At 38.4% G+C, this 25,166-nt stretch carries 13 protein-coding genes; 12 read left to right on the plus strand and 1 reads right to left on the minus strand.

Going from position 1 to position 25,166, the window contains the following annotated elements; genetic code table 11:
* Window positions 1-17 precede the first annotated feature (17 nt).
* The 11 genes from AC0L8O_RS09425 to AC0L8O_RS09475 all read left to right on the plus strand — a co-directional run bounded on the left by AC0L8O_RS09425 (window position 18) and on the right by AC0L8O_RS09475 (window position 22,135).
* Entirely contained in the window at window positions 18-461 is a 444-nt protein-coding gene (locus AC0L8O_RS09425; RefSeq protein ID WP_473447587.1) for a condensation domain-containing protein, read from the plus strand.
* Window positions 406-6,231: an amino acid adenylation domain-containing protein gene (locus AC0L8O_RS09430; RefSeq protein ID WP_473447589.1), complete on the plus strand. Its 5,826-nt coding sequence runs from the start codon at window positions 406-408 to the stop codon at window positions 6,229-6,231. Before AC0L8O_RS09425 ends, AC0L8O_RS09430 begins: the two co-directional genes overlap by 56 nt.
* A 4-nt stretch (window positions 6,232-6,235) precedes the next feature.
* Window positions 6,236-7,366 carry a GNAT family N-acetyltransferase gene (locus tag AC0L8O_RS09435; RefSeq protein WP_473447591.1) on the plus strand — a complete coding sequence of 377 codons (1,131 nt, stop codon included), beginning with the start codon at window positions 6,236-6,238 and terminating at the stop codon, window positions 7,364-7,366.
* 152 nt (window positions 7,367-7,518) lie between these two features.
* Window positions 7,519-10,587, plus strand: a complete 3,069-nt coding sequence (locus tag AC0L8O_RS09440) for a cyclic peptide export ABC transporter (RefSeq protein ID WP_473448794.1) — start codon at window positions 7,519-7,521, stop codon at window positions 10,585-10,587.
* A gap of 90 nt (window positions 10,588-10,677) precedes the next feature.
* Window positions 10,678-11,391, plus strand: coding sequence for a thioesterase II family protein (locus AC0L8O_RS09445; protein ID WP_473447592.1), 714 nt, complete (start codon window positions 10,678-10,680; stop codon window positions 11,389-11,391).
* A gap of 12 nt (window positions 11,392-11,403) precedes the next feature.
* Window positions 11,404-15,864 (plus strand): amino acid adenylation domain-containing protein, encoded by a 4,461-nt coding sequence (locus AC0L8O_RS09450; RefSeq protein WP_473447594.1) that lies wholly within the window; start codon window positions 11,404-11,406, stop codon window positions 15,862-15,864.
* 29 nt (window positions 15,865-15,893) lie between these two features.
* Window positions 15,894-18,416, plus strand: coding sequence for a non-ribosomal peptide synthetase (locus AC0L8O_RS09455; protein ID WP_473447596.1), 2,523 nt, complete (start codon window positions 15,894-15,896; stop codon window positions 18,414-18,416).
* A gap of 145 nt (window positions 18,417-18,561) precedes the next feature.
* Entirely contained in the window at window positions 18,562-19,080 is a 519-nt protein-coding gene (locus AC0L8O_RS09460; protein ID WP_473447598.1) for a sterol desaturase family protein, read from the plus strand.
* 16 nt (window positions 19,081-19,096) lie between these two features.
* Entirely contained in the window at window positions 19,097-20,554 is a 1,458-nt protein-coding gene (locus AC0L8O_RS09465) for a lyase family protein (protein ID WP_473447600.1), read from the plus strand.
* A 74-nt stretch (window positions 20,555-20,628) separates the two neighbouring features.
* Window positions 20,629-21,663 (plus strand): PLP-dependent cysteine synthase family protein, encoded by a 1,035-nt coding sequence (locus AC0L8O_RS09470; protein WP_473448797.1) that lies wholly within the window; start codon window positions 20,629-20,631, stop codon window positions 21,661-21,663.
* A 34-nt stretch (window positions 21,664-21,697) separates the two neighbouring features.
* Window positions 21,698-22,135, plus strand: coding sequence for a GNAT family N-acetyltransferase (locus tag AC0L8O_RS09475; RefSeq protein ID WP_473447602.1), 438 nt, complete (start codon window positions 21,698-21,700; stop codon window positions 22,133-22,135).
* Between the two features lie 63 nt (window positions 22,136-22,198).
* Here the strand turns inward: AC0L8O_RS09475 and AC0L8O_RS09480 are convergent, their stop codons facing one another.
* Window positions 22,199-23,209: a DUF3231 family protein gene (locus AC0L8O_RS09480; protein ID WP_473447604.1), complete on the minus strand. Its 1,011-nt coding sequence runs from the start codon at window positions 23,207-23,209 to the stop codon at window positions 22,199-22,201.
* Between the two features lie 198 nt (window positions 23,210-23,407).
* Here AC0L8O_RS09480 and aspD point away from each other — a divergent pair, with 198 nt between their 5' ends.
* A complete protein-coding gene (gene aspD, locus AC0L8O_RS09485; protein WP_473447606.1) occupies window positions 23,408-25,027 on the plus strand; it encodes an aspartate 4-decarboxylase in 1,620 nt (539 codons plus the stop codon).
* Window positions 25,028-25,166 lie beyond the last annotated feature (139 nt).

Consider the following 25,166-nt stretch of genomic DNA (forward strand, 5'->3'; position numbering starts at 1 on the left):
GAAAGGAAGTTCACAAGATGAAAACACAAACTGACCAAACTTTCAATAAATATGAAGTCTCTCATACTCAAAAGCGTTTTTGGTTCTTGGACCAGTTTGATTATTCCAATGATGAATCGATCCGTTCAATGTCAAATGTTTCAACGGTCTTTACCCTTACTGGACAATTGGACATTTCCATCTTTCAAAAAACGATTCAAGATCTTACAGATCGCCATCAATCGCTGCGCACGTGTTTCAAAGAAGAAAATGGAACGCCCTTGCAGCTGGTTTTTCATAAATTAGACATATCAGTACCCGTTAAAGTAGTGAATGCTGATCAACCTGAAGTCCAAGTAGAACAATGGATACAAGAAGAATTAACTACACCTTTCGATCTCAGACAAGGCGCCATTGGTAAGAGTATTGCTATACAGGTTTTCCGCCGAAAAACATGTATGCTTAATCGTTGCACACCATAGCATTGCTGATGGTTTGGCGCTTGACATTATCCTTTCAGAGTTAATGGCTTTGTATCGTGCTAATGTAAACATGATGTCAAATCCGCTCCCTGAACCGGGTATTCAATATAGTGATTATGCCCATTGGCATAATAGCATGTTACACCCATCAACAGGTGAACTTGGAGAGCAAAGGGAATTTTGGTTGAATACACTAGCTGATGAGCTTCCTGATCTCAACTTTCCACTTGATCGTCAACGTGAAAAAGAAAGGTCCTATAAGGGAGCGGCCGTTCCATTAGTTATTGAAGGTGAATGGCTCACAAACTTAAAAAAAGCGTGTGAACGAATGGATGTTAGTGTCTATATGTTCTTGCTTGGAGTGATGAATGTGCTCCTTGCAAAATATACCCGCAATGATGACATCATTGTCGGAACTTCTTACTCCGGCCGATTTCATCCTGAACTTAAGTCTGTGATTGGCAGCTTTATTAATACGCTGCCGGTCCGCAATCAGGTAAAAGGGGAAGAAACATTTCATCAGTTTGTGAAAAAAATCAAAAAAGTTGTGTTAGGAATCCAGGAAAACCAAGCATATCCTTTTGATAAAATCGTTGAAGATTTAGGGGTACAACGAAACAGCAGCAGACACCCAGTCTATGATGTTCTTTTTGAAATGCATACCCTGCATTCCGATGAAAAAGATGTGAGGGAAATAGTACCTGGTTTGTCGATCTCATTTGAACATTCGCTTACTACAATCCGTTACTCTCCGTTTGATTTTGCTTTTGAATTGTTTCAAAAGGAAGGAAAGATCGAAGGGTATATTCAATATGCAACAAGCTTGTTCGAGCAAGAGACAATGGAAAGATTGGGCAATCATTTTCTAACGCTTGTTCAACAGGCAATTGAACATCCAAACAGACCAATTCGTCAAATGGACATGCTCTCAGATCAAGAACGAAACCAAATTTTGAATGATTTTAATCACTTAACAATGGATTTTCCAGTACATGCTTCGTTTCCTAAGTTGTTTGAAGAACAGGTACGTAAAATGCCGGATCAATATGCTGTTTCTTATCTAGATGAAAAGGTGACCTATAACGAATTGAATGAAAGAGCTAACCGATTAGCTCATTTCCTTATCAGTCAAGGTGTCAATTCGGGTGAAATTGTCGCCGTTATGAGTGAGCGTAATATTTACTGGCTAACATCTTTACTAGCCATATTTAAGTGTGGTGCGGTTTATGTACCAATTGATCCAAACCTTCCTGACGAACGAGTGATGTATGTTTTGAACGATAGTGCCACAACATGTCTAATTACACAAGAATCATTTATTGAACGAGTTATTGCACTAGACACAGCTAAAGTAGAAACAGTTGTTTGTCGTGATATATACGGGCATGGGATGCAGAATTTCGGTAAAACTCACGAGCTTGTTACAGTTCAACAAATTTTAGCTTTTTCGTCAGATAATCCTAAAGTGGAGATACATGCCGATCAAGCTGCCTATATGATCTATACGTCTGGTTCAACCGGCAATCCAAAGGGAGCAATCGTGCGACATAACGGGATGATCAATCATCTCTATTGCAAAATAGACAGTTTGCAATTGACGCAGGAGGATATTGTTGGACAAAATGCATCCATAAGCTTCGATGTATCAATCTGGCAATCATTAGTTGCACTTCTTGCCGGTGGAGAAACATCCATTATTACATTTGAAACAGGCCGTGATCAGTCGTTGCTAGTTGAACATTTACGCACACATCATATTACTGTAATTGAAACAGTACCATCTTTACTATATGCATTCTTAGATACAGTTAATGGCATGAATGAGCACGAACGCAGTCTTCCTAAATTGCGATGGATGATTACCAATGGGGAGGAACTCCCAAGTAAGTTAGTGACAAGCTGGTTTGAAATGTTCCCGGATATCCCATTGATTAATGCATATGGTCCGACAGAATGCTCTGATGATGTCACACAGCATGTCATGAGGAAAGAAGAAAATAATGAACAAAAAAATATGCGTATTCCAATAGGCAAACCGCTGCCAAATATGCGTTTGTATATTGTGGATCAATTTAATCAGTTAGCTCCTATCGGGGTTAAAGGGGAAATCTTGATCGCAGGTATTGGGGTAGGTAAAGGATATTGGCAAAATCAAAAATTGACTGAACAAAAATTTATCGATAACCCATTTGGACTGCAAGAGAATGAAAAAACAGCATACCGGACAGGTGACCTTGGGTGTTGGTTACCGGATGGAAGTCTTGAGTTTACAAGCAGAATTGATTTTCAGGTAAAAATACGCGGGTTTAGAATTGAGCTTGGAGAAATAGAAGCAACCATTAATCAACATGAGCAGGTTAGTGAAGCAGCCGTTATTGTCAAAAAACAACATAACGGTGATTCCATTCTCATTGCCTTTTATACAAGCAAGCACAAACTGGATTCAAACCACCTGCGAAGCTATTTGCAGGAAAAGCTTCCTTATTATATGGTACCTGCAATCACGATCAAGATTGACAAAATGCCTTTGCTGACAAGCGAGAAAATAAACCGTAAAATGCTTCTGCAAATAGCGGAGCAGGAAATCTCAACACACCCTAAATCGGTTGAATTGAGCACGTCTACTGAAGAAAAGCTTTCACTTATTTGGAAAGATATTTTGGAACAGAATCAAATCAGTAGAGAAGATCAGTTTTTTCATATAGGCGGTAATTCAATCAATGCAGTTAAAGTTGTCAATCGTATTCGCGATCAATTTAACATTTCAATTGCCTTGCAGCAAATATTTGTTACTCCTGTCCTTAAAGATCTCGCATCTGCTATTGATCTTGAAACAGGTCAAGATACGAAAATAACCAGAAATCAAATTCGTCAATATCCTAAGAAAGAAGTATACGATTTGGCTCCAGTTCAATTGCCTGAATGGTATCTTCACGAACTTGAACCAGAAAATCCGTTTTACAATGTGAGCTTTGAATTAATGTTTACAGGTGAAATGAATTTAGCAGCATTTGAGAAAGCATGGCAGCATCTGATAAGTCGGCATTCGGCATTACGCATCCGTTTTCGAAATGCAGACGGAGTACCTCAGCAAATCGTATCAAGTGAGCTACCGTTTCAACTAAATCACATTTATGAAAATCGGAACCATGTACTAGAGAATGAAATGAATGAGGATATTCGAAAAGTTGCATATATCCATAATAATCAAGTGTTTGATTTTGAAAAAGGTCCATTATTTTCAGTTAGATTAGTGGAATATAGACAAAAGCAATTTTTGATGATGTTTGCTGCACATCACATTATTTGGGATGAGACTTCTTCTATGAATCTTGTTTCAGAACTTAGCGAACTATATAATGCTTATTCATTAGACAGAAAACCAGACTTACCTGAACTGCAAATTGAATATACGGATTATGCTGAATGGATGAATTCATCAATCCGTGATGGCTCCCTTGAGAAAGAACGGCAATATTGGTTGAATAAATTTGCTGATGTTCCGCCTCCACTTGAGCTGCCGACAGATTATCAGCGGCCTCCAGTCGTTACGTTTAATGGGGGAACGATTCTCGCCAATATTGACAATGATTTACAGAAACAGATTGAAGACTACTGTCAGCAAAATGGCATGACATTGTATATGTTTTTACTATCGGTTCTCAATTTACAGTTGCACCGACTCAGCGGACAAAATCGTTTCACCGTCGGGTCACCAATTGTTAATCGTGATGACATCAATCTTGAGCATATGATTGGATTATTTGCTACTGCTATTCCGTTATCCTGTGAGATTACAGAGAAAATGACATTTGCACAGTTGGCCGAGCACAGTAAACAAACGGCCATTGAAGCATATGAAAATCATCTTTATCCAAGTAATTTCGTCATCGATCAGTTGAAAATAGATCGGGATCTATCACGCTCGAAGCTATTTTCTGTTATGTATGGATTACAAAATAATAAACAGAAATTATTAACATCACTTCATTTTGAAGGCTTGAGCTTTAACCCGCGTATCTTTGACTTTGTTGAAGATAGCTCACGATTTGATCTTTCATTTGCATTTGATGAGCTGGAACATGGCATCGAAATCAACTTGAATTATAATAGTGATCTTTTTAAGAAATCGACAGCAGAGCGTTTAGTCGAGCAATTCATTCTGCTGGCACAGCAAGTTATTGCTTCGCCTGATCTGTCAATCAAAAAATACCAAATGGTTAATGAGATTGAGGGGCACAAAATGACGGTTGAGTGGAATAAAACCGAACAATCTTACGAGAATCAGCTGTGCATTCATCAACTTATTGAAAAACAAGCAGCAAAAACGCCGGATATACCTGCTTTGTATAAACAAGGGAATACGTTAACGTACAATCAGCTAAACGAGAGGGCAAATCAACTTGCTCATTATTTGGTTAGCCTAGGGGTGAAGTCGGAAGAAAAGATCGGGGTCATATTCGATCATTCTGCTGAGCTGATCATTTCACTTCTTGCCATCATGAAGGCAGGAGCTGTGTATGTACCCCTCACCCCAGAGCTGCCGAACGCACGAAAGCTGGAAATCTCGAAGACAGCCACACTATCATACATTGTTACAAATAGCACGAATAGCTCTGGCATAGAAGAGTTCAATGGAAGAATTCTAGAATATGATCGTATTCAGCTCTCACTGTCTACAATGCCAAAACATAACGTCAATAACCTGATAAACTCTCATCATCTAGCGTACGTATTGTTTACATCAGGTACGACGAATAAACCTAAAGGAATAGAAATTGAACACCGGGGTGTTGTTAATCTTTTTACATGGTTAACACAAGAGTATCCACTTCAATTAAAAGATTCAGTCCTGATGATGACACCATATTCATTTGATGCTTCATTATTAGAAATATTTTGGCCATTAACTCAAGGGGCTAAAATTGTCATCCCGCAACAGGAAGAATTAAAAAATGTGCTCGCACTAGGTGAGCTGGCCTATCAACATCAAGTAGCATTTCTTCAATTTGTTCCGATCATGTTGGAGGAATTTATACATGCGCGACGGAATAACGACATTCCTGAGTTACCGTTTTTACGGTATGTCATTTGTGGTGGAGCACCATTAACACGTAAAATACATGACAAATTCAAGGAGCAGTTCAATTGCCGATTAAGCAATCATTATGGGCCAACTGAAGTGACTGTTGATTCTGCTGTATTTGAATGTAACAGGGAATTTGAAGGTGATATCGTACCAATCGGAAAGCCGATCGCTAACACAAAGATGTATGTGTTAGACGAATGGTTGAATATTGTACCAATCGGTGTTCCAGGTGAGTTATATATTCAATCTGATGGTCTTGCCCGCGGATACTTGAACGATCCTATAAAAACGGAAGAAAGCTTTATAGATCACCCATTTTCCAAAGAACCTGGAAGCAGACTTTACAAAACAGGAGATATTGTCCGTTATGCGAAAGATGGAATGATCGAGTATATCGGACGAAAGGATAATCAAGTAAAGGTCCGCGGCAACCGGGTGGAATTAGAAGAAGTAGAAACCGTGCTAATGCAGCATCCGGAAATCGGCCGTTCAGCTGTCTTACATCAGAAGGACGAACGTCAAGATGGACTGATTGCATATGTTGAGCTTGCAGACAAAATGCAACTATTCAATCACAACAAAAAGCTCAATCTGTTTACGATTTCACAAATACCTAACTTACAGGATGGGATGAATCGACTGCATAGACAAGGCTTGGCCGGCTTATTTCTTCGGAGATGAGATCATGGTAGCAAATTGGCCGAAATTATTTCATAGATTTCCAGATTATCAGATCGCTTTAACATTGGAAAATGGGGATATTGCGGCTGTCGGTAATACAATACCGATCAGTTGGGACGGCACACTTGAAGATCTGCCTGATGGATGGGATGCCGGACTGGTACGCGGAATGGAACAACCGGATAAGAATACCATGCCAGACACCTTACTTGTGTTAGCAGGTGTCGTTAATGAAACCTATCAAGGTCAAGGCTATGCATCCATACTTATCGAAGCATTCAAGAAGCTTGCTGCCGGACATAAACTGAAGCGTATCATCCTCCCCGTTCGTCCCACGGGTAAAAGTTTATATCCTAAACATTCATTTTCTGAATATTGTCAACTTACTAGGGAAGATGGATTTCCTGTTGATCATTGGCTACGAACACATATCAAAGCAGGCGGAGAAATTTTGAAAAATGCAGAAGCCTCACAACGTATCGAGGGTAGTATAGAGGATTGGGAACATTGGACAAATACGACATTCTCAAAAACCGGCTATTACCACCTAAAGGATACGTTACAACCAGTTTGGATCGACATTGAGAAAAGATGTGGAGTTTACCAGGATCCGAGTGTATGGTTCCAACACTTTCTACCGGCTAAAAAAGAAGAAGGTGGCTGGATACCAATAAACCCTGAAGGACTGCTAGAAGATATAAAACAAAGGCTACCAGATTACATGGTGCCGCAGCAGATCATCTTCGTTAAGAAAATGCCGTTAACTGCCAGCGGTAAAATAGACAAAAAAGCTTTAATTAAGCAGGAAACCATCCAGGAACGAACACGGGAATTGGTAGCTCCTCAAACAGAAACAGAAGCAGTTATTTTAAAGATTTGGAGAGAGATATTACAACTACAAGAGGTCAGTGTAACTGATAGTTTCTTCGAGTTAGGGGGACATTCCTTAAAAGCAACTGCCGTTGTTGCACGAATTAATTCAACTTTTGAATGTTCGCTCTCACTTCGGGAAATGTTTGAAGCACTCACGATCCGCAGCTTGGCGAAAGTGATTGAAAACAAAAAAACCGAGCCGATCCATGACCCAGGCATTCGTTTTAAAAAGGTCGAACGTCGTGTCAGAACAAGAAATTAAAGACTCTTTGTTAAAATCATTTTTTCACTTGATGTTGATTTTTAGAGAGAGAATATGGAACAAAAAAATTATATCCGGAAGATTACGGTGAATGGAAGGGAGAATAACCATTGAATTCTCCATTTTTACAAAAACGAACAATCTGTTTTTTTATGATGATACTGTTTCTGTTATTTCCTCAAAAAGCATTCACCATTGCAGATGTTCAACCAAACGTATCACTTGAACGGATCAGTGAAATCGAGCAGTGGGTACAGGAACAAATGAAGAAAGCAGAAATACCCGGCATGTCTGTCACGATTGTAACGGGAAAAGAGACATTGTATCAGCAGGGATTTGGTTATTCTGATCTATCAGAAAAGACACCAGTGTCAGATTCTACTCTCTTTGAGATTGGCTCTAATAGCAAGGCCTTTACAGCTCTTGCAGTGTTAAAGCTTGAGAAAGAAGGAAAGCTGAAACTGAACGATCCTGTTGACCACTATATCCCTTGGCTGCAGGTTACGTTTAATGGAAAACCTGCGGTGATTACAATCGAGCAATTGCTTCATCATACTAGTGGGATTCCATTTGAGACAATCGGAAAGCTACCAGACGGCTATGGTGAGGATGCTTTAGAGAATACGGTACGTATCCTCGAAGATTACCAGTTAAACAGGGAACCTGGTGAAAGCTTTGAATATGCAACGATCAATTATGATGTCCTGGGGCTTGTGATTGAAAGGGTGACAGGACAATCCTATGCCGATTATATGGGGGAACAAATCTTTAAACCTTTAGGACTGACAGGTACATTTGTATTGAAAGAACCTGGGGTGCCTGAAGAAGCAGCGACAGGATATAAATTTGGCTATACAGATCCACGTTCATATAAACCTCCATTTTATGTAGGGAATGCACCAGCGGGATATGTTATGAGCAATGCTCGGGATATGGCTTTATGGCTTAAAATTCAACTTGGCACTGCACGTAATGGAAGCTTCGATTTCTCACTGATCGAAGCTTCCCATCTAGCAAATCGTACTGTCAAACCGGATTTCAATGGTTCCTCTTATGCTGCAGGATGGGATGTGTTTCAGAAGGGTGAAGGTGAGATCTCACATGCCGGAAATAACCCTACTTTTTCATCGTTTGTTAGTATGCGTCCAGGAGAGGAAATCGGGGTTGTTGTTTTAGCGAATATTAACACCGATTACACCCAGGTCATTGGTCAAGGTATTCTTCATCAATTGATTGGGGAAGAACCACCAGTGCTAACGTCAGACACATATAAAAAAGTAGATTCCATTGCAGTTGGACTGATTGTTGCCTTACTGCCAATTAGCATCATTATCTTTATACATGTGCTTACAACGATTAAAGCCATTATTAGAGGAGATCGACACGGAGTTTTTAACAAGATCGGAAATTATTTCTCTCTTTTGCTTCATTTGCTTGTGCTCGGAGCTGCGGCAATGGCTATTTATAAAGTGCCGGACATTTTGTTTAATAAGCTGACATGGCGGTTTATCCAAGTATGGATGCCAGAAACAGTTTTTACAGCTGTTTGGCTTATCATTATAGCAGGAGGTTTATATGCTGTTTATTCATTGCTTCTCACCTTTTTTCCGAAGAAAAAGGAGAAATCGTTTTTAAAACCCATTGTCCTTGGGGTGGTAAGCGGTGTTGGGAATGCCTTTGTTATTTTTATCATTAATGAATCAATCGTCCGAACAAACAACTTAACAAATGGCTTGCTTTTCTACTTTGTCATAGCCATTTTGATGTATGTGGTCGGACAACGATATGTTCGGGCAATGCTCGTGAATCTGACTAATGAGATTATATATGAAAAACGAATCGAGCTAATTGATAAGTTGTTAAATACACGTTTTTCAACATTGGAAGGAATGGAACGCGGACGTGTTGAGGCAACACTTAACAATGATACTGAAGTCATTAGCCGTTCAATCGGAATTGTGATTTCAGGTGCAACGAACTTAATAACACTTGTTTTTTGCTTTCTTTATCTAGGTGTGATGAATGTATACGCGTTGTTCCTTTCCATTGTCATCATCGTCTTTTTAGCCATTCTGTATTTAGTTGTCGGTAACCGTGCCAACAAAATCATGGAGGAAACTCGTGACTTGCAAAATGTTTTTTTCGGTTTTATCTCAGACATGCTGAATGGGTTCAAAGAGCTTACACTGAACATCAAGAAACGTCGTGATTTCCGTAAAGGAATTCAGGAGAGCTGTAACAGTTACAAAGAAAAGCGAAATATATACCAGTTGCGGTATTCTGATATTTTCGTATTGGGTGAACTGTTATTTGTCCTGGTCATTGGCTGTGTTGTTTTTGTTTTTCCAGAGATCTTTAAGCAAATGGATCAAATTATGCTAAGTAACTATGTGTTTGTTTTTTTGTACATGACAGGTCCTGTCAACCAGCTGCTTGATAGCGTGCCTCATTTTGCGCAAATTCGAGTAAGCTGGGACCGAATCAAGCAGATGAATAAAGAGTTGAATTCGCTTGAGGAACTTCCAACTGATGGCCATAATTTTATTGAATCTGAGTCTGTTCAATTGAGGATGAAGGACGTGACATACAGCTATAATGGGGCAAATGATGTAACTCATTCAAGCTTTGAGGTAGGTCCGATCAATTATGAGTTTCGAGGTGGAACCATTGTTTTTATTACAGGGGGGAACGGAAGTGGAAAATCAACACTAGCAAAGCTTCTTACAGGGTTGTATGAACCAGATGCCGGACATATAACCCTAAATGGAGAGTCGGTTTCACCTATGGAATTAGGGCAATACTATTCTGCTATTTTCGGAGATTATCATTTGTTTGATCGTTTTTACGGAATAGATTGGCAAGCAAAGGAAATGGAAATGAATTATTACCTGGAACGCTTGGATTTACAAGATAAGCTTAAGATACAAAATGGGGTATTCAGTACGACGAAACTATCAACAGGTCAGAAAAAAAGGCTGGCCCTCCTCATCACCTATCTTGAGGACAAGCCGATCTGTCTTTTTGATGAATGGGCCGCAGATCAAGATCCTGAATATCGTCGTTTCTTTTACGAAGTCCTATTGCCGGAAATGAAAGCCAGCGGGAAATGTATTATTGCTATAACCCATGACGATCATTATTTTCATCTTGCTGATCACATGATTAAGATGAACATGGGACAAATGTCGGTATTGGAACCGGCAGCTCAAAGATCTTTATAGATAGAAGTTATAGGTGAGTGGTAAGACTTTTTGTATATCCTCATCACCCGTAACCCCTGTTGATCAATGGAGGAATAGAGGTGAAAACGAATGAAAACCATTTTGTTTTGCATTCCTTATGCGGGTAATTCAGCCACCATTTATATGCAATGGAAACAGCTACTTGGAAATCATATTGAAGTTTATCCACTTGAACTTGCTGGTAGAGGAGCCAGATATGACGAACCTTTTGATTCGAATTTCACCAGCATGAGAAACGGTCTTGCAGACCAAATCAAGCAATATGCAAAAAACAAACAATATGCAATCTTTGGTCATAGCATGGGGGCGGTCTTGGCGTATGAACTCTATTATTTGCTAAGTGAAGAGGGATTTCCAAAGCCTTGGCATTTATTTCTTTCAGGCCGCCCGGCACCTGCCCCAAATGCACGGAAAAACAGCTTTTTATCCAGGCTTGTTCATGAGAAGGTTGGAGAGTTATTTCAACAAAGTAGAGATATCCCAAATGAGATCGCGAAGCATCCTGAACTGGCTAAAAAATTCAGACAAGTACTTAAATCAGATCTTCGTATTATGAATACATATGATTTTATGCCCAAAAAAGAAAAAATGAAGTGTCCCGTCACCATTTTTAGCGGGAAGCAGGATGACATCAGTGAGGAAGATATACTAGCGTGGAGAGATCACTCTAACAATGATTGCAAAATTGTATGGGTAAAAGGGGATCATTTTTTCCTGCATACAAGAAAAGAAGAATTGGTCTCAGTCATCAATCAGTCGATTCCTGAAATAATTTCAAGTTAGGAGAATGACAAGATGGAAATGAAACAATGCTACGAGACTTCGTCTGCTCAGAGGCGAGTGTATATTCAGCAACAATTCAATCCGCAAAGCACTGCTTATAATCTTCCTACTGTATTTAAAGTAGACGGGAAACTGGATAATAACCGTTTGGAAGAAGCGATGGTGAAGCTGATCAGCCGACATGAATCATTGAGAACCACTTTTGAAGCTGATCTGGAAAATAACGATATTTCTCAAACTATTTTAGACAGCGTTCCATTCAAGTTAGATGTATTAAATGCAGAAGAGGATCAACTACATGACTGCATTGATCAACTAATTAAACCATTCCAACTGGATCAAGCACCACTATTTTGTGTGAAAATCATTTACACATCTGATGATAACTGTTATCTGTTTTTTGATATCCACCACATTATAGCGGACGGTATTTCCATTCAAATAATCATGAAGGAAATGATGCTGCTCTATAAGGGAATGGAACTGGCGCCTGTTGATGTACAATATGTCGATTATGTGATGTGGCAAAACGATTTATTTAACCAGCAGGAAATTCGCAGTCAAGAGTGTTACTGGATGGGGCAATTCAAAGACGAACTTCCTGTTTTAGATCTGCAAACGGACTTTGTACGTCCTGTTAAGAACGAAGGGTTTGGCAAGTATGTTTATTTTCAAATTGAAAAACCTGTCATCAATCAACTGAAAGAGACTGCTCGCGAGGAAGATGCGACATTGTTCATGGTGCTTTTTAGCCTATATACAGCCCTCCTGCAGCGATATACTTCACAAACTGACATTGTCATTGGAACACCAATTGCCGGTCGAAGGCATGCAGAGCTGGAACCAGTAATTGGGATGTTTGTCAATACGCTGGCCCTTCGTCTTAAACCAAGAGGAACGATGTCATTTCGCCAATTGCTGTCAGAAGTGAAGCAAACAGCACTAGCAGCATATGAAAATCAAGATTATCCATTAGATCAGATGATCGAAAAGCTTAAGATCAATCGTTCGTCTGACAGACATCCTTTGTTTGATACCATGTTTGTTTTGCAAAATATGGACACCGCTCATGTTGATATGGATGGCTTACACTTTAAACCTATTGAGCTAAAGACGTGCAGTGCCAAATTCGATCTTACCTTAGAGCTAATGGAAAAAGACGGATTGATATCTGGAAAACTGGAGTATAATGCAGAATTGTTCGAAAAACAAACAGCAGAAAGGATCACACAGCACTTTACGAACATGGCCAAACAAGCTGCTGAATTTCCTGATCAACTTCTCCATCAGTTTGAAATGATGAGCTTTGAAGAGAAGAAGGAGATTCTTGAAGAATTCAATGATACAACAACAGATTTTCCTCTTAAAACAATATCTCAATTATTTGAGGAACAGGTAACTCTTCATCCTGATCAACCTGCTGTACTTTACGATGGGGATAGTTATACATATCGTGAAGTAAATGAAAGAGCTAATCAACTCGCTCGTACATTACATGCTAAAGGAATCTCGAATACAAAAGCTGTTGGAATAATGGCTGAGCGATCTATGGAATTAATCGTTGGTATGCTTGCCGTTAGTAAGACAGGAGCTGCTTATGTTCCAATTGAACCGGATTATCCTGCTCAAAGAATTTCAAATATGCTAGAAGACAGCGGAAGCGGATGGCTTTTGGTACAAGGAGCTATCAAGCAGACTATACCTGATCATCTGGAGATCATTGATTTACAAAACCCAATGCTGTACACAGGAGAGAAGACCAATCTTAACTTATCCACTGAATCAGATAGCACTGCGATTATGATCTTCACTTCAGGAACATCAGGAAGACCAAAGGGTATTAAGGTGACGAATAGGGGGATATCCCGTCTTGTCAAGGAAACAAATTATGTGGAATTAAATCACCAAACACGAATGCTTCAAACTTGTGCATTAGGATTTGACGTTTTTACATTTGAAGCCTGGGCACCGTTACTAAATGGAGGACGTTTGTATCTAACAAATAAGGAAATATACCTTGATGCCGAAAACTTAAAACCATATTTATTAGAACACAAAATCAATCTCATGGTCCCTACTACAGCGCTCTTTAATCACTTGCTAAATCAAGACCCGAAAATTTTTAATACACTCGATACCATTATAGTCGGTGGTGAAGTAATGTCACCTCCACATGTTCGCTTGCTTAAGCAGAATCATCCAACTGTGAAGCTAAAGAATGGCTATGGACCAGCTGAAAATACGACATATACGAGTGTTTATGATGTAACAGGTTTCGAAACGGGAAGTATTCCAATCGGAAAACCTATTTCAAATACGAGCTGTTATGTTTTAGATCCTTTTCTTCAACCTGTACCTGTCGGTGTGGCAGGAGAATTGTTTATAGGCGGTGATGGAGTAGCAAGCGGGTACGCGAATCGAAGTGATTTATCAGAAGAAAAATTCATCACTGTTCCTTCACTTCAAGGGAAAAGGGTTTACCGTACTGGAGATTTAGTGAAATGGCGTTCGGACGGTCATTTAATCTACCTTGGTCGACAGGATGATCAGGTGAAAATTAGAGGGTATCGAATCGAACTAGAAGAAATTAATCAGCATGTATTAGGAATCCCGGACGTACTGGAATCTGTTGTAATACCGATAAAGACAGCGAATAATGAAACAAAACTATGTGCTTATTATACTGCTGAATCATTGATTACCTCTTTGAAAATGAGAAATATGCTTATGCAGCAACTACCAGATTTTATGGTTCCTGAACTTTACATGCAGGTAGAAAAAATGCCATTGTCAGCGAATAACAAAATTAACAAAAAGGCACTGCCAATGCCTGAATTTGCATCAATCCCTATTGAAAAGCAACAAGTTGAGGATGAATTAGAACGGGGAATTGCCCAAGTGTGGCAGGAAGTACTAGCTGTAGAAACAATCGATGTTAACGATAATTTCTTTGCAGTCGGTGGGCAATCTTTAAAAGGCACTTTGATTGTAGCAAAACTCCGTAAGGTATTAAATGTAGACGTTGGCTTAAATGATCTGTTTTTACATCCGACAATTAAAGATTTAGCTAAGCTGCTTCGAAGTAGAGAAAAAGTAAGTGTCGGCATAGAAGTAAAAACAGTTGAGAAACGTAAGTATTACCCGGCAACATCTCAGCAAACACGAATGATGATTGTTGACAAAATGAAGCGGGTCTCTGATACAAGCCAAAACATTACAGATATCTATTGGGTGGAAGGAAAACTGGATATTGAACGGGTGAGAAATGTATTTCAACAATTGATCGACAGGCATGACTCGTTAAGAATGTCTTACCACCTAACAAAGAACGGCCTGATGTTTAAGGTAATCGAAAAGCTAGAATCAGAACTGACAATGTTCAAGGGGACGGAGGAGCAAGTATCAGATCTTATCAGTAATTTCGTTCAACCATATGATCTTTCAGAAGCTCCCTTATTCAGAATCGGTCTTATTGAAGTAGCTGATGATAAGCATCTACTAATCTTTGATATTCATCATAGTATATCAGATGGTTTTTCTTTGGGATTATTAGTTAAAGAGTTCGTTACTTTGTTCCATGGAGGTCAACTGCCTAGATTAGAATTTCAGTATAAGGATTATGCAATATGGCAACAGTCCTTTACCAAAACAGAAAAATGGGAAAGACAAGAAGAATTCTGGTTAGAGGTCATGAAAGGTACCATCCCAACCATGAATTTGCCGCTGGATTTTCAACGTCCAGCTGAAAAAGCGTATGAAGGAAAATTGTTGGATTTCCAAATTTCAGAGGGACTAACAGAACGATTAAAGCAAGTGGCAGTAAATGAAAACACCACACTCTATACCGTATTACTTACTGCTTACTATACATTATTATACAAATATTCAGGTGCGGAAGATATGATCATTGGTGCTCCCGTTGCAGGGCGCAATCAAGCGGAATTTCAACAAATGTTTGGTTTGGTGACGAATACACTGCCGCTCCGTAATTATCCTTCATCACACAAAACTTGGCGCCAGTTTTTACAAGAAGTAAGGGAAAATACAATCCAGGCATTTGAAAATCAAGATTATCAGTTAGAACAGTTATTAGAGAAAATGGGAATTAGCCCTTCAGTTAATCGTAACCCTTTATTTGATACAATCTTTGTTTTGCAAAATATGGACATTCCACCAATTAACCTGGAAGGATTGCGTTTTGTTCCATATCTTCAACAACGAAACACAAGTATCATCGATTTGATTTTAGTTGCTAAAGAAGAATCAGGCAGAATCACTTTTACATTTGAATACTGTACCCAGTTATTCAAAAGAGAAACGATTAAACAAATGGAAGAACATTTTATCACCCTCTTAGAAAGTATGGGACACGGTGATCTAGACAAAACGCTTATTCAGCTCCAGCTCAATGCTGACAAAGCTGTAAACAATGATCAATACAGGGAAAATTTAGCCGATACATTTTCGTTTTAATTCAAATGGCAAAAAGGGGGAAGGAAACGATGTTTGTTTTAACAGAAGAGACGGGCAAAATGAGGGAGTTTTGGGTGGAGCAGCTCTCAGGTGAACGGCCATCAAACATGCTTTTACCTGATGAACTAAGGACATCCAACTCGATGCAGCCTGCAATCGGTTTGGTAGAAATAAATGCAGTCGATGATACATTTGAAAGTCTTACGCAATACTGCAAAGAATCAGACTTTCTCTGGTATTGCTTTTTGTTTGCCAGTCTAAACGTTTGCTTATATAAATACTCAGCCTATCAGGATTTTGTAATAGGTTCACCTCCAAAAGGTGAAAGGAGTTCAAGTGAAAGCATCTTACCAATCCGTACCAAAATGGATCCGGAAATGAGTTTCAAAGAATGGGTCCTACAAGTGAGAGAAAGGTTGGCTGCTGCATATGAATACCAACAGTTTCCATTAGATTTTCTGATAAGTGAGCTTGGAATATCTGTAGAAGGTGAAACAAATTCTTTGATCAATTTTGTGGCATCTTTTGAAGGATTACATGCTCCCTATTCATGTAAAACAAATGAACAAACAATCCAGATTATATTCAGTCGAAGTGGGGAAAAGCTTGGGATCAAGCTGCAGTATCCATCTGAGTTTTATCCGGAAGATACCATCAATCGATTCGCACACTGTTTTAAACATATACTTCAATCAGCTTTACGTCAGATCAACAAACCTATTAAGGAATTGTCGATATGCTCGGCAGAAGAAGAACAAATTATTTTGAACAAATTCAATTTACAGCTTTCAAATATAGAGGAAAAAAAGACAATAGCTGGATTTTTTGAACAGCAAATGGTCAATTATGTTGACAAGATCGCTTTAATTGATAAGGACAGGCAGATGACCTACAGTGAGCTGGAACATCAATCGAACAAGTTAGCTGTTGATCTCCAAAAAAATTGGAACATAAAGCCTAATGAATTCGTAGCAGTTTACATGAATCGCGGGATAGATTATATCGTATCAATTTTAGCCATCTTAAAGGCAGGCGGAGCCTATGTCCCACTTGATATCGATTATCCAAATGAGCGGATTCAATACATTTTAAAAGATAGTAAGGCAAAATTAGTACTTACTGATCATAAAACGGAAAACCTGACAAACGACTCAATACCTATCCTACAAATCTCTGAATTACTAGAGGGAGAAAAGCAACATTTAGACATCTCGAATTCTACTAAACCTGAGGATTTGGCTTATCTGTTATATACTTCGGGAACAACAGGAATTCCAAAAGGGACATTGATTGAACAGCGCAATGTCATTCATTTAGTAGGTGATCCGGACTATTTAACATTCAATTCACAAACTTGTATGTTACAGGCATCATCTGTTGTTTTTGACTTATCAACTCTCGAAATATGGGGGACTTTACTAAATGGCGGTACCCTGGTGCTCGTGGACAAACATACCTTAATAGAACCTATGAAATTAGAATCTGCCATTCAGAAATATAAGGTCAACTCAGCTATTTTGACAACAGCCCTTTTTCATTATGTAGCAAGCCATCGACCTGAGTTATTCAAAAACCTAACCCAACTATTAACAGGAGGAGAGACACTATCAGCTGTATTAGCAGACAAGGCTCTCCAAATGAACCCTGAACTTAAACTGGTTAATGCATACGGACCAACCGAATGTACAGTGTTGACAACAGCACATAATGTGAAAAATGGTGAAAAAGGCAATATTCCAATCGGAAAACCAGTCAAGGGTACAAATGTCAAGATAATAGGAGTAGACGGACAGATTCAGCCTATAGGTGTTCTTGGCGAATTGTGTATTGGAGGTAATGGTGTTGGTCGAGGTTACTTAAATAAACCAGAAACAACATGTGAACATTTTATACCAGATAAGGATCAGGAAAATCGAATGTTGTACAAAACAGGTGATCTTGCAAGATGGCTTGAAGATGGAAGCATTGAATTTCTAGGACGTAAAGACCGACAAGTGAAGTTACGTGGCTATCGAATTGAACTTGGTGAAATTGAAAATTGTCTCCTTAATCACAAGAATATCCTTGAAACAGTCGTTCTTCCAATTGAAGTAAACAAGGAACAAATACTGTGTGCATATATCGTCCAAACAGCTGAAGTGGATGCAGATGTCTACGAACTTCAAATGTATATGAAGCAAACATTACCAGAATATATGGTTCCTGCTGCATTTGTTCCGATTCACCGAATTCCATTAACAGTAAGTGGAAAATTGGATGTTGCTAGGCTTCCAGTTCCGACTGAACTTCATTTTGGTATCCAACAAAAAAAGAATGATAGATTACCCCAAAGTGAGGAAGAAAGGAAGGTTGCTGCCATTTGGTCAGATATATTAGGCGTTCAACAAATCACACTTGATCACAATTTCTTTGAATTAGGCGGGCACTCACTAAAGTTAATTCTGCTTGCTGAACAGCTGCAACAAGCCGGATATTCACTCAATACAATGGATTTGTACAAATACCCGACTATTGCTAGTTTCCTAGAAAATCAATGGACGCAGAGAAATTAATATACCATTTCTAATAACGATGACCATTAGACACTGGATAAAGGAGAAAGAAATAGCACTGGATTTAGAATACTAGCTTTCTAAAGAAGGTCTTTATCTTTCTTCGGATTTTTAATCTTCTTTAGAGAGCGGGGAGAAATCTCTCATGATTTTACTAGTAAAACTGGTTATTTATTTTTTAATCTGGAGTTTATATTCATATGTAATACACAGAATGGCCCATATCCCTAGTAAGAAAAATCCATTGTTAAAAATCCATCTTGTTCATCACAAGGTAAAGTATGATGATTCGTTTTTCCCTGAATGGCCAAACTTTTTCTTCTGGTTCGGATCATGGCGCGCTTCACTAGATGTTTGGATCACGTTGACACTTCCAGTTGTCATCATTGCAATAATAGATCCTGTACCCGGTGTGATTTTACTAGTCTTTCACTACTTATACGAGGTATTTTTGGCTGGAAATGTTGTCGATCATAACCCAAATATTAAGGGAAGGGTTACACGTTACTTTGCAATTGGGCAGTACCATGTCAGACATCATGAGGTTTATCGTGCTAATTACGGTTTTTTTATTACCTTATGGGACCGTCTATTCGGTACAGTCCATCAAAAGCCAAGTCATTCACAAAAAATGAAAAATAAAGACATGACACAAATGAAATGAATGGAGGGAGAATGGGTTGAAAGTAGATAATTTGTTTCATGAAGAGACACTATCAGGAAGAATTTCGGCTTCTCCAAGCAAGCTATTGCATGAAGAGATACTCAAACCCCAATTTGATTATGAATTGAAGCATTTATTACCTTATTATATTCAGATCGAAGAAGTCATGACGATTGAATATGAACGATTGGGCTTGATAAGTAAAGAATCGATGGTTGAAATCGTCAATCTGCTAAATCAAATAACAAAAGAAAATATCACGGCAGATCCAAAAAGTAATATGTCTGACATCTGCTTTGCAATTGAACAGTATGTAGAATCCCGATTGGAACATCCTGTCTCTAATTGGCATGTTGACCGAAGCAGGAATGATGTACAAGCTACTGCACAACTTATGTTTGCTCGTGAAAATATAGTGACCATCATGGAAGAAATAACAGTACTTATTGAAGAAGTGATGACATTATCAAACGATCATTTGTCTGTTCCTATGCCAGGCTATACCCACTATCAATCTGCCCAAATCATTACAGTCGGTTTTTACTTTACAGCAGTTAGTGAAGTCCTGCAAAAGTCCTTGAATAGAATGATGAAAATCTATGATGAGATGAATAAATGTCCATTAGGGGCTGGAGCAATGTCAGGCATGGAGCTTGAATGGAATCGAGCCGATATGGCAAGTAAACTAGGTTTTCAAGATTCATCCCATGCATTAGTAAGTGTAGCTTCAAAGGAATGGATGCTTCAAATTGCTGCAGAATGTTCGAATGTAGCAACTGCAATAAGCCGATTTGTCACAGACCTTATTACTTGGGGCAGCAGTGAATATAAATTCTTTGTTTTGCCTGACGAAATGTCAGGGATATCATCAGCAATGCCGCAAAAAAAGAATTATCCGATTCTTGAACGAATCAGGGGACGTAGCGTACATATCAATTCCTATTATTTTGACATGCTTAATGCCCAGCGTAATACACCCTTTACCAATCTTGTAGAGACAGCTAAAGAAGGGGGAAGCAATTTCCACCCGATGATCACTTGTATGAAAAGTGTGTTTAAGCTTTATACGGCAGTGATCAAAGAGGTGAAATTCAATAAAGAACATATGTATGATATGTGTTCAAATGATTATTTTGGAGGGTTTTCTCTAGCAAATTTACTAACTTTGCAATGCTCAATTCCATATCGTCAATCCCAAATTATATCAGGAAAATATATAGTAGCCATGAATGAACAAAATCGTAAGCCAATTGAAGTAGATCTTTCACTTTTAAATGATTTATGCGAAAAGTATGGGTATAAATCATCACTCACTGAAGATCAGTTAATAGAAATTTTTAGCGTCTCGGAAAGTCTTTCAAGAAAAAGGACTCAAGGCTCAACAAATCCACTCGAAATAAAGAAATTGATTGACCAACAAAAAGCTATTTTAAGAGAACAGAAAAAGCAAATCGCTGAGCTTATAAGAAAATAAACGATAAGAGTGGAATCTCGATTGCCTAGCTTCTGATTAGGAATAGTAAGAAAAATATGACTGAGGGTGTGAGGATCTTGTATCAAAACATTATCGAAACCATTGGTAATACTCCTTTAGTTAAACTTCGTCTTGATAAGCAGTCGATTGGGGAAGTTTACGCAAAATTAGAACTACAGAACCCATTTGGTATGAAGGATCGAGTGGCAAAGAACGCAATTCTTGCAGCAAAGGAATCCGGTGAATTACAGGATGGCCAACCTATTTTTGAAAGTTCATCAGGTACATTGGCATGCGGAATCGCACTGGTTGGTACTTCACTTGGCCATCCTGTACATATTGTCACAGATCCAAGATTAGATTCAATCACTCGAGCAAAATTACACTCTCTAGGTTGTCATGTGCATGTGGTGGATAAAATGGGAGCTCAAGGATGGCAAGGAGGCCGCTTGGAATTATTGCATAGATTGTTGGAGCAACACCCGGATGGATATTGGTTAAGACAATATGAAAATCCCTCTAACCCTGAATCATATACCGGTTTAGCCCAAGAGTTGATTGATGATCTTGGACAAGTAGATATCTTGATCGTTGCAGTCGGAACTGGAGGATCCATCTCTGGAACAGCGCGGGAATTAAAAAAATACAATCCAAATTGTAAAATAATCGCTGTTGATGCAACGGGAAGTGTTATTTTTGGCCAACCAGATAGGCCCGACCGCCTGCAGGGTGGAATTGGGAACTCATTAGTTGCCGGAAATGTTGATCATACTTTAATTGATGAGGTACACTGGCTAAATGATCAAGAGGCGTACGCTGCTACACATGTACTCGCAAGACACGAAAAAATATTCGCCGGCAATTCTTCCGGTTCCGTTTATGCTGTTGCCCGATGGGTAAGCCGCTTTGTTGAACCAAATACGAAAATAGCTGCTATATTTCCGGATCGCGGGGACCGTTATGCAAACACTATTTACAATCATGATTACCTTAAAACGAAAGGAATTAATGTGGAACTCGATTTTGATCCAAAACAAGTAGATAAAAATGATGTTGTTCATTCATGGTCTTACGCATCATATCGTGAAAAAACAGTTTTGAAAATATAAAACCGACTACAATTAGAAATGAGTTGACATATAAATGAAAATAACATTATTTGAAGAAAAGGACCTCTTGGCATGTACGAACACATTTATGGAAGTCTTTAATCAGGAACCGTGGAATGATGAATGGACAAACGAAACGGCAAAAAATTATTTAGAAGATTTCACACGTACGCCCGGCTTTAAAGGGATTGTCGCTTTTAATGAGGAAAAAATGATAGGATTTCTTTTCGGAACTCTAAAACATTGGTGGAGTGGAGACGAATTTTTTATCAATGAAATGTGTGTAGTGGCTGACAAACAAAATTCCGGCATTGGAACAATGATGATGAATGACTTAATAAAAGAATTAGAATCAGACGGAGTAAGCATGATCTCACTACTAACTGACAGAGGGATACCGGCTGAAGACTTTTACAAAAAACACGGATTCTCTGAAATAGAACGATTAGTGTTCTTAAGCAGGAGCGTGTAAGGGACAGAGGGACAGGTTTGTTGTCCCAAACCATGGGACAACAAACCTGTCCCCTCGTCCCACTTATTCACTTCCTTTAATGATTCCGGATCGGTTTTCCATTTGCGGAGGTTCTTCAAACCATCCGTGTTTGAATTTAATTTCAACTCCTTCTTGGGCATAGGTATAAACATCTTTTGCGATAAACATGGTTTTCATCACAATGTCATTTCTCATGCTAAAAAAAGCTCCTGTTCCGGCACCTACAAGGCCAAATCCATTAAGGATGTAGATACAATGCATCATAAGCTTATCAGAAAAAGGAGGAACAGTGGAGGTAGTGACTGTTGCTCCAGAGACGGCGGAAAGTTGAACATCACTCTCCAAAAGAATTTTTTCCATGATACTTACTTGTTTTTTGGCAAGTTCTTTTCCTTTTGAAAAGTATTTTCTAACTTCTTTGTTTTGTGCACATTGGGCAAAACCTGTAATAAGCTGCATTCCAATATTATTTACTTCAAGGTTATGATGAATAATACCAACTTCTAGATCATTTAACGGTCTCTTGTCGCCAAAAAGCTTGAAGCCTTCTTTATATTTTTTATCTTTTATAAATTCCGTCTTTTTTGGCATTGTCACTTTTGGTGGAAGTGCAAGAATGCCTCTTTCAAGTAAATAAGTGGTTGAAAGCTTATAAATTTTTTGAGTAACAGTTGTAAGTCCTTCATAAATCGACATGACCTTTTTATTATAAGTCATATTCATACTTAACGTGTAAAGTCCCATACTCACTTCCTTTAATATACGAACAAACATAATATCAAAACCATTATCGTATAATTTAGGAGCATCTAAATAAACATCCTCTTTTGAAAATCCAATCGGTTTAACCATACCTTGTTCAGAAAATAATTCTTCCATCTCATTTACATAAAAATTAAGCTCCTGCCATAACCCTCCCAATATATTTCTAGCTTGTGGATCATCTGATTTTTCAATAAAGTATTCCAGAAATCTCATAATCAAGGTCTTTTCTTGATAGGTCTGCCAAATTGAACCTATTTCTGATACATTAATCGGATTGGTTTGAACCAAATAGACTACCTCCTAACACTTAAATGACTGAGTACGTATAGATACCTTATAAAATTCCCAATAAAAAGGAAAACATACTCGTGGATAGGGTCTTTGTCTATCCCTCACAACTTTCATTTCATATATACATAAACATTTTAATGGTTGAAGATATTAAAAACTATCAACTCAACGTGATGAATAATTAGGAGGATCTTGATGGGTGAACGAAAGAATGAACATCGTGTGTCAGAGAAAATAAGTCCATTCGAATTAAAAGACAAGCTAATTGATTTAGCTAAAGGAAAAATGAGAATAACGAGAACGATGCTTGATGCTGGTCGCGGAAATCCAAACTGGATTGCAGCTGCTCCCCGGGAAGCTTTTTTTGCCCTTGGTCAATTTGCTGTGACAGAATCAAGAAGAGTATGGGATGAAGGCGATTTAGCCGGAATGCCAAGCCGAATCGGAATAGCAGAACGTTTCAATCAATATGTAAAGGAAAATAATCACGTAGCGGGAATTTCATTGCTCAAAAATATCATTGATTACGGAATTCAAACAAAACAGTTTGAACCAAATGAATGGGTATATGAATTAGTAGATGGAATCATTGGCGATAACTATCCTAATCCTGACCGGATGCTTGTTAGAACCGAAAAAGTTGTACATGATTTCTTAACTCAAGAACTGTGCGGACAAGATATTTCATGTGGTTCGTTTGATTTATTTGCTGTTGAAGGAGCAACGGCAGCGATGTGCTATACGTTTGATACTTTATATAAAAATCACTTGTTACCAGTAGGATCTAAAGTAGCAGTAATGGTCCCGATTTTTCCGCCATACATAGAGATTCCGGAGCTGCCGGACAATAAATACGAACTTGTGAATATTAACGCAACTGAAATTGATGAAGAAGGACACCATACATGGCAATATCCGTACGAGGAATTAGAAAAGTTAAAAGATCAGGACATCAAAGCACTCTTTTTAGTAAATCCAAGCAATCCACCATCTGTAGCAATCAAAAAAGAATCGATCGAACAAATCATCCAAATAGTAAAACAACATAACCCTAATTTAATGATTATATCCGATGATGTGTACGGCACGTTTGTCGAAGGATTTCGCTCGCTAATGGTCGATTTACCTTTTAATACGATCGGAGTGTATTCATTTTCTAAATATTTTGGTGTAACAGGTTGGCGATTAGGTACAATCGCGATTAACAAGACAAATGTGTTTGATAAATTGATTAATGAGCTTCCGGAAGAAGAGAAAGCTGTTTTAAATAGAAGATACGCTTCCCTTACTCAAAATCCGGAAAATCTCCCTTTTATAGATCGAATGGTAGCAGATAGCAGGGACGTAGCAATGAACCATACAGCTGGGTTATCTACACCACAACAAGTACAAATGGCGATATTCTCAATCTTTGCTTTGCTCGATACTAAAAATGAGTACAAGAAGAAAACAATTGACATCCTACACAGAAGAATGAATCTATTATACGAAGGTTTAGGATTACCGAAGAAACATTTACCGAATGATGCAGACTATTACACAGAGATTGATTTGGAAATCTGGTGCCATCATCATTATGAAAAAGGATTTATGGATTACCTGAAAGAAAATTATAAACCGGTCGATATATTGTACAGACTGGCCGAAAAGTCGGCTATTGTCTTGTTAAGCGGGGAAGGATTTTTGGCCCCGGAATGGTCCATTCGTGTGTCACTTGCTAATTTAAATGATGAAGCATATTCGCGTATTGGTCAGGAATTAAAAAATGTACTTGATGAGTATTTGGTAGAATGGAAAGAAAAAGAAGGAATCTGAGATTAGGTATTTTTATTAATGTAATGACAAGATTGGAAGCGATTTTCATTTTCAATATAGTTAAATTCATCATGCACTAATCTCCACTTTATCTTGATGCTCTCATTAAAGGATAAAATAGTGGATGATGTAGTGCATT

The organism is Metabacillus sp. KJ11-3 (assembly GCF_055808295.1).

Coding starts and splice junctions, on each gene's coding strand:
- AC0L8O_RS09475 (WP_473447602.1), top strand. CDS start 21,698: ATGAAAATAACATTATTTGAAGAAAAGGACCTCTTGGCATGTACGAAC.
- AC0L8O_RS09440 (WP_473448794.1), top strand. CDS start 7,519: ATGATGATACTGTTTCTGTTATTTCCTCAAAAAGCATTCACCATTGCA.
- AC0L8O_RS09445 (WP_473447592.1), top strand. CDS start 10,678: ATGAAAACCATTTTGTTTTGCATTCCTTATGCGGGTAATTCAGCCACC.
- AC0L8O_RS09450 (WP_473447594.1), top strand. CDS start 11,404: ATGGAAATGAAACAATGCTACGAGACTTCGTCTGCTCAGAGGCGAGTG.
- AC0L8O_RS09455 (WP_473447596.1), top strand. CDS start 15,894: ATGTTTGTTTTAACAGAAGAGACGGGCAAAATGAGGGAGTTTTGGGTG.
- AC0L8O_RS09460 (WP_473447598.1), top strand. CDS start 18,562: ATGATTTTACTAGTAAAACTGGTTATTTATTTTTTAATCTGGAGTTTA.
- AC0L8O_RS09435 (WP_473447591.1), top strand. CDS start 6,236: ATGGTAGCAAATTGGCCGAAATTATTTCATAGATTTCCAGATTATCAG.
- aspD (WP_473447606.1), top strand. CDS start 23,408: ATGGGTGAACGAAAGAATGAACATCGTGTGTCAGAGAAAATAAGTCCA.
- AC0L8O_RS09425 (WP_473447587.1), top strand. CDS start 18: ATGAAAACACAAACTGACCAAACTTTCAATAAATATGAAGTCTCTCAT.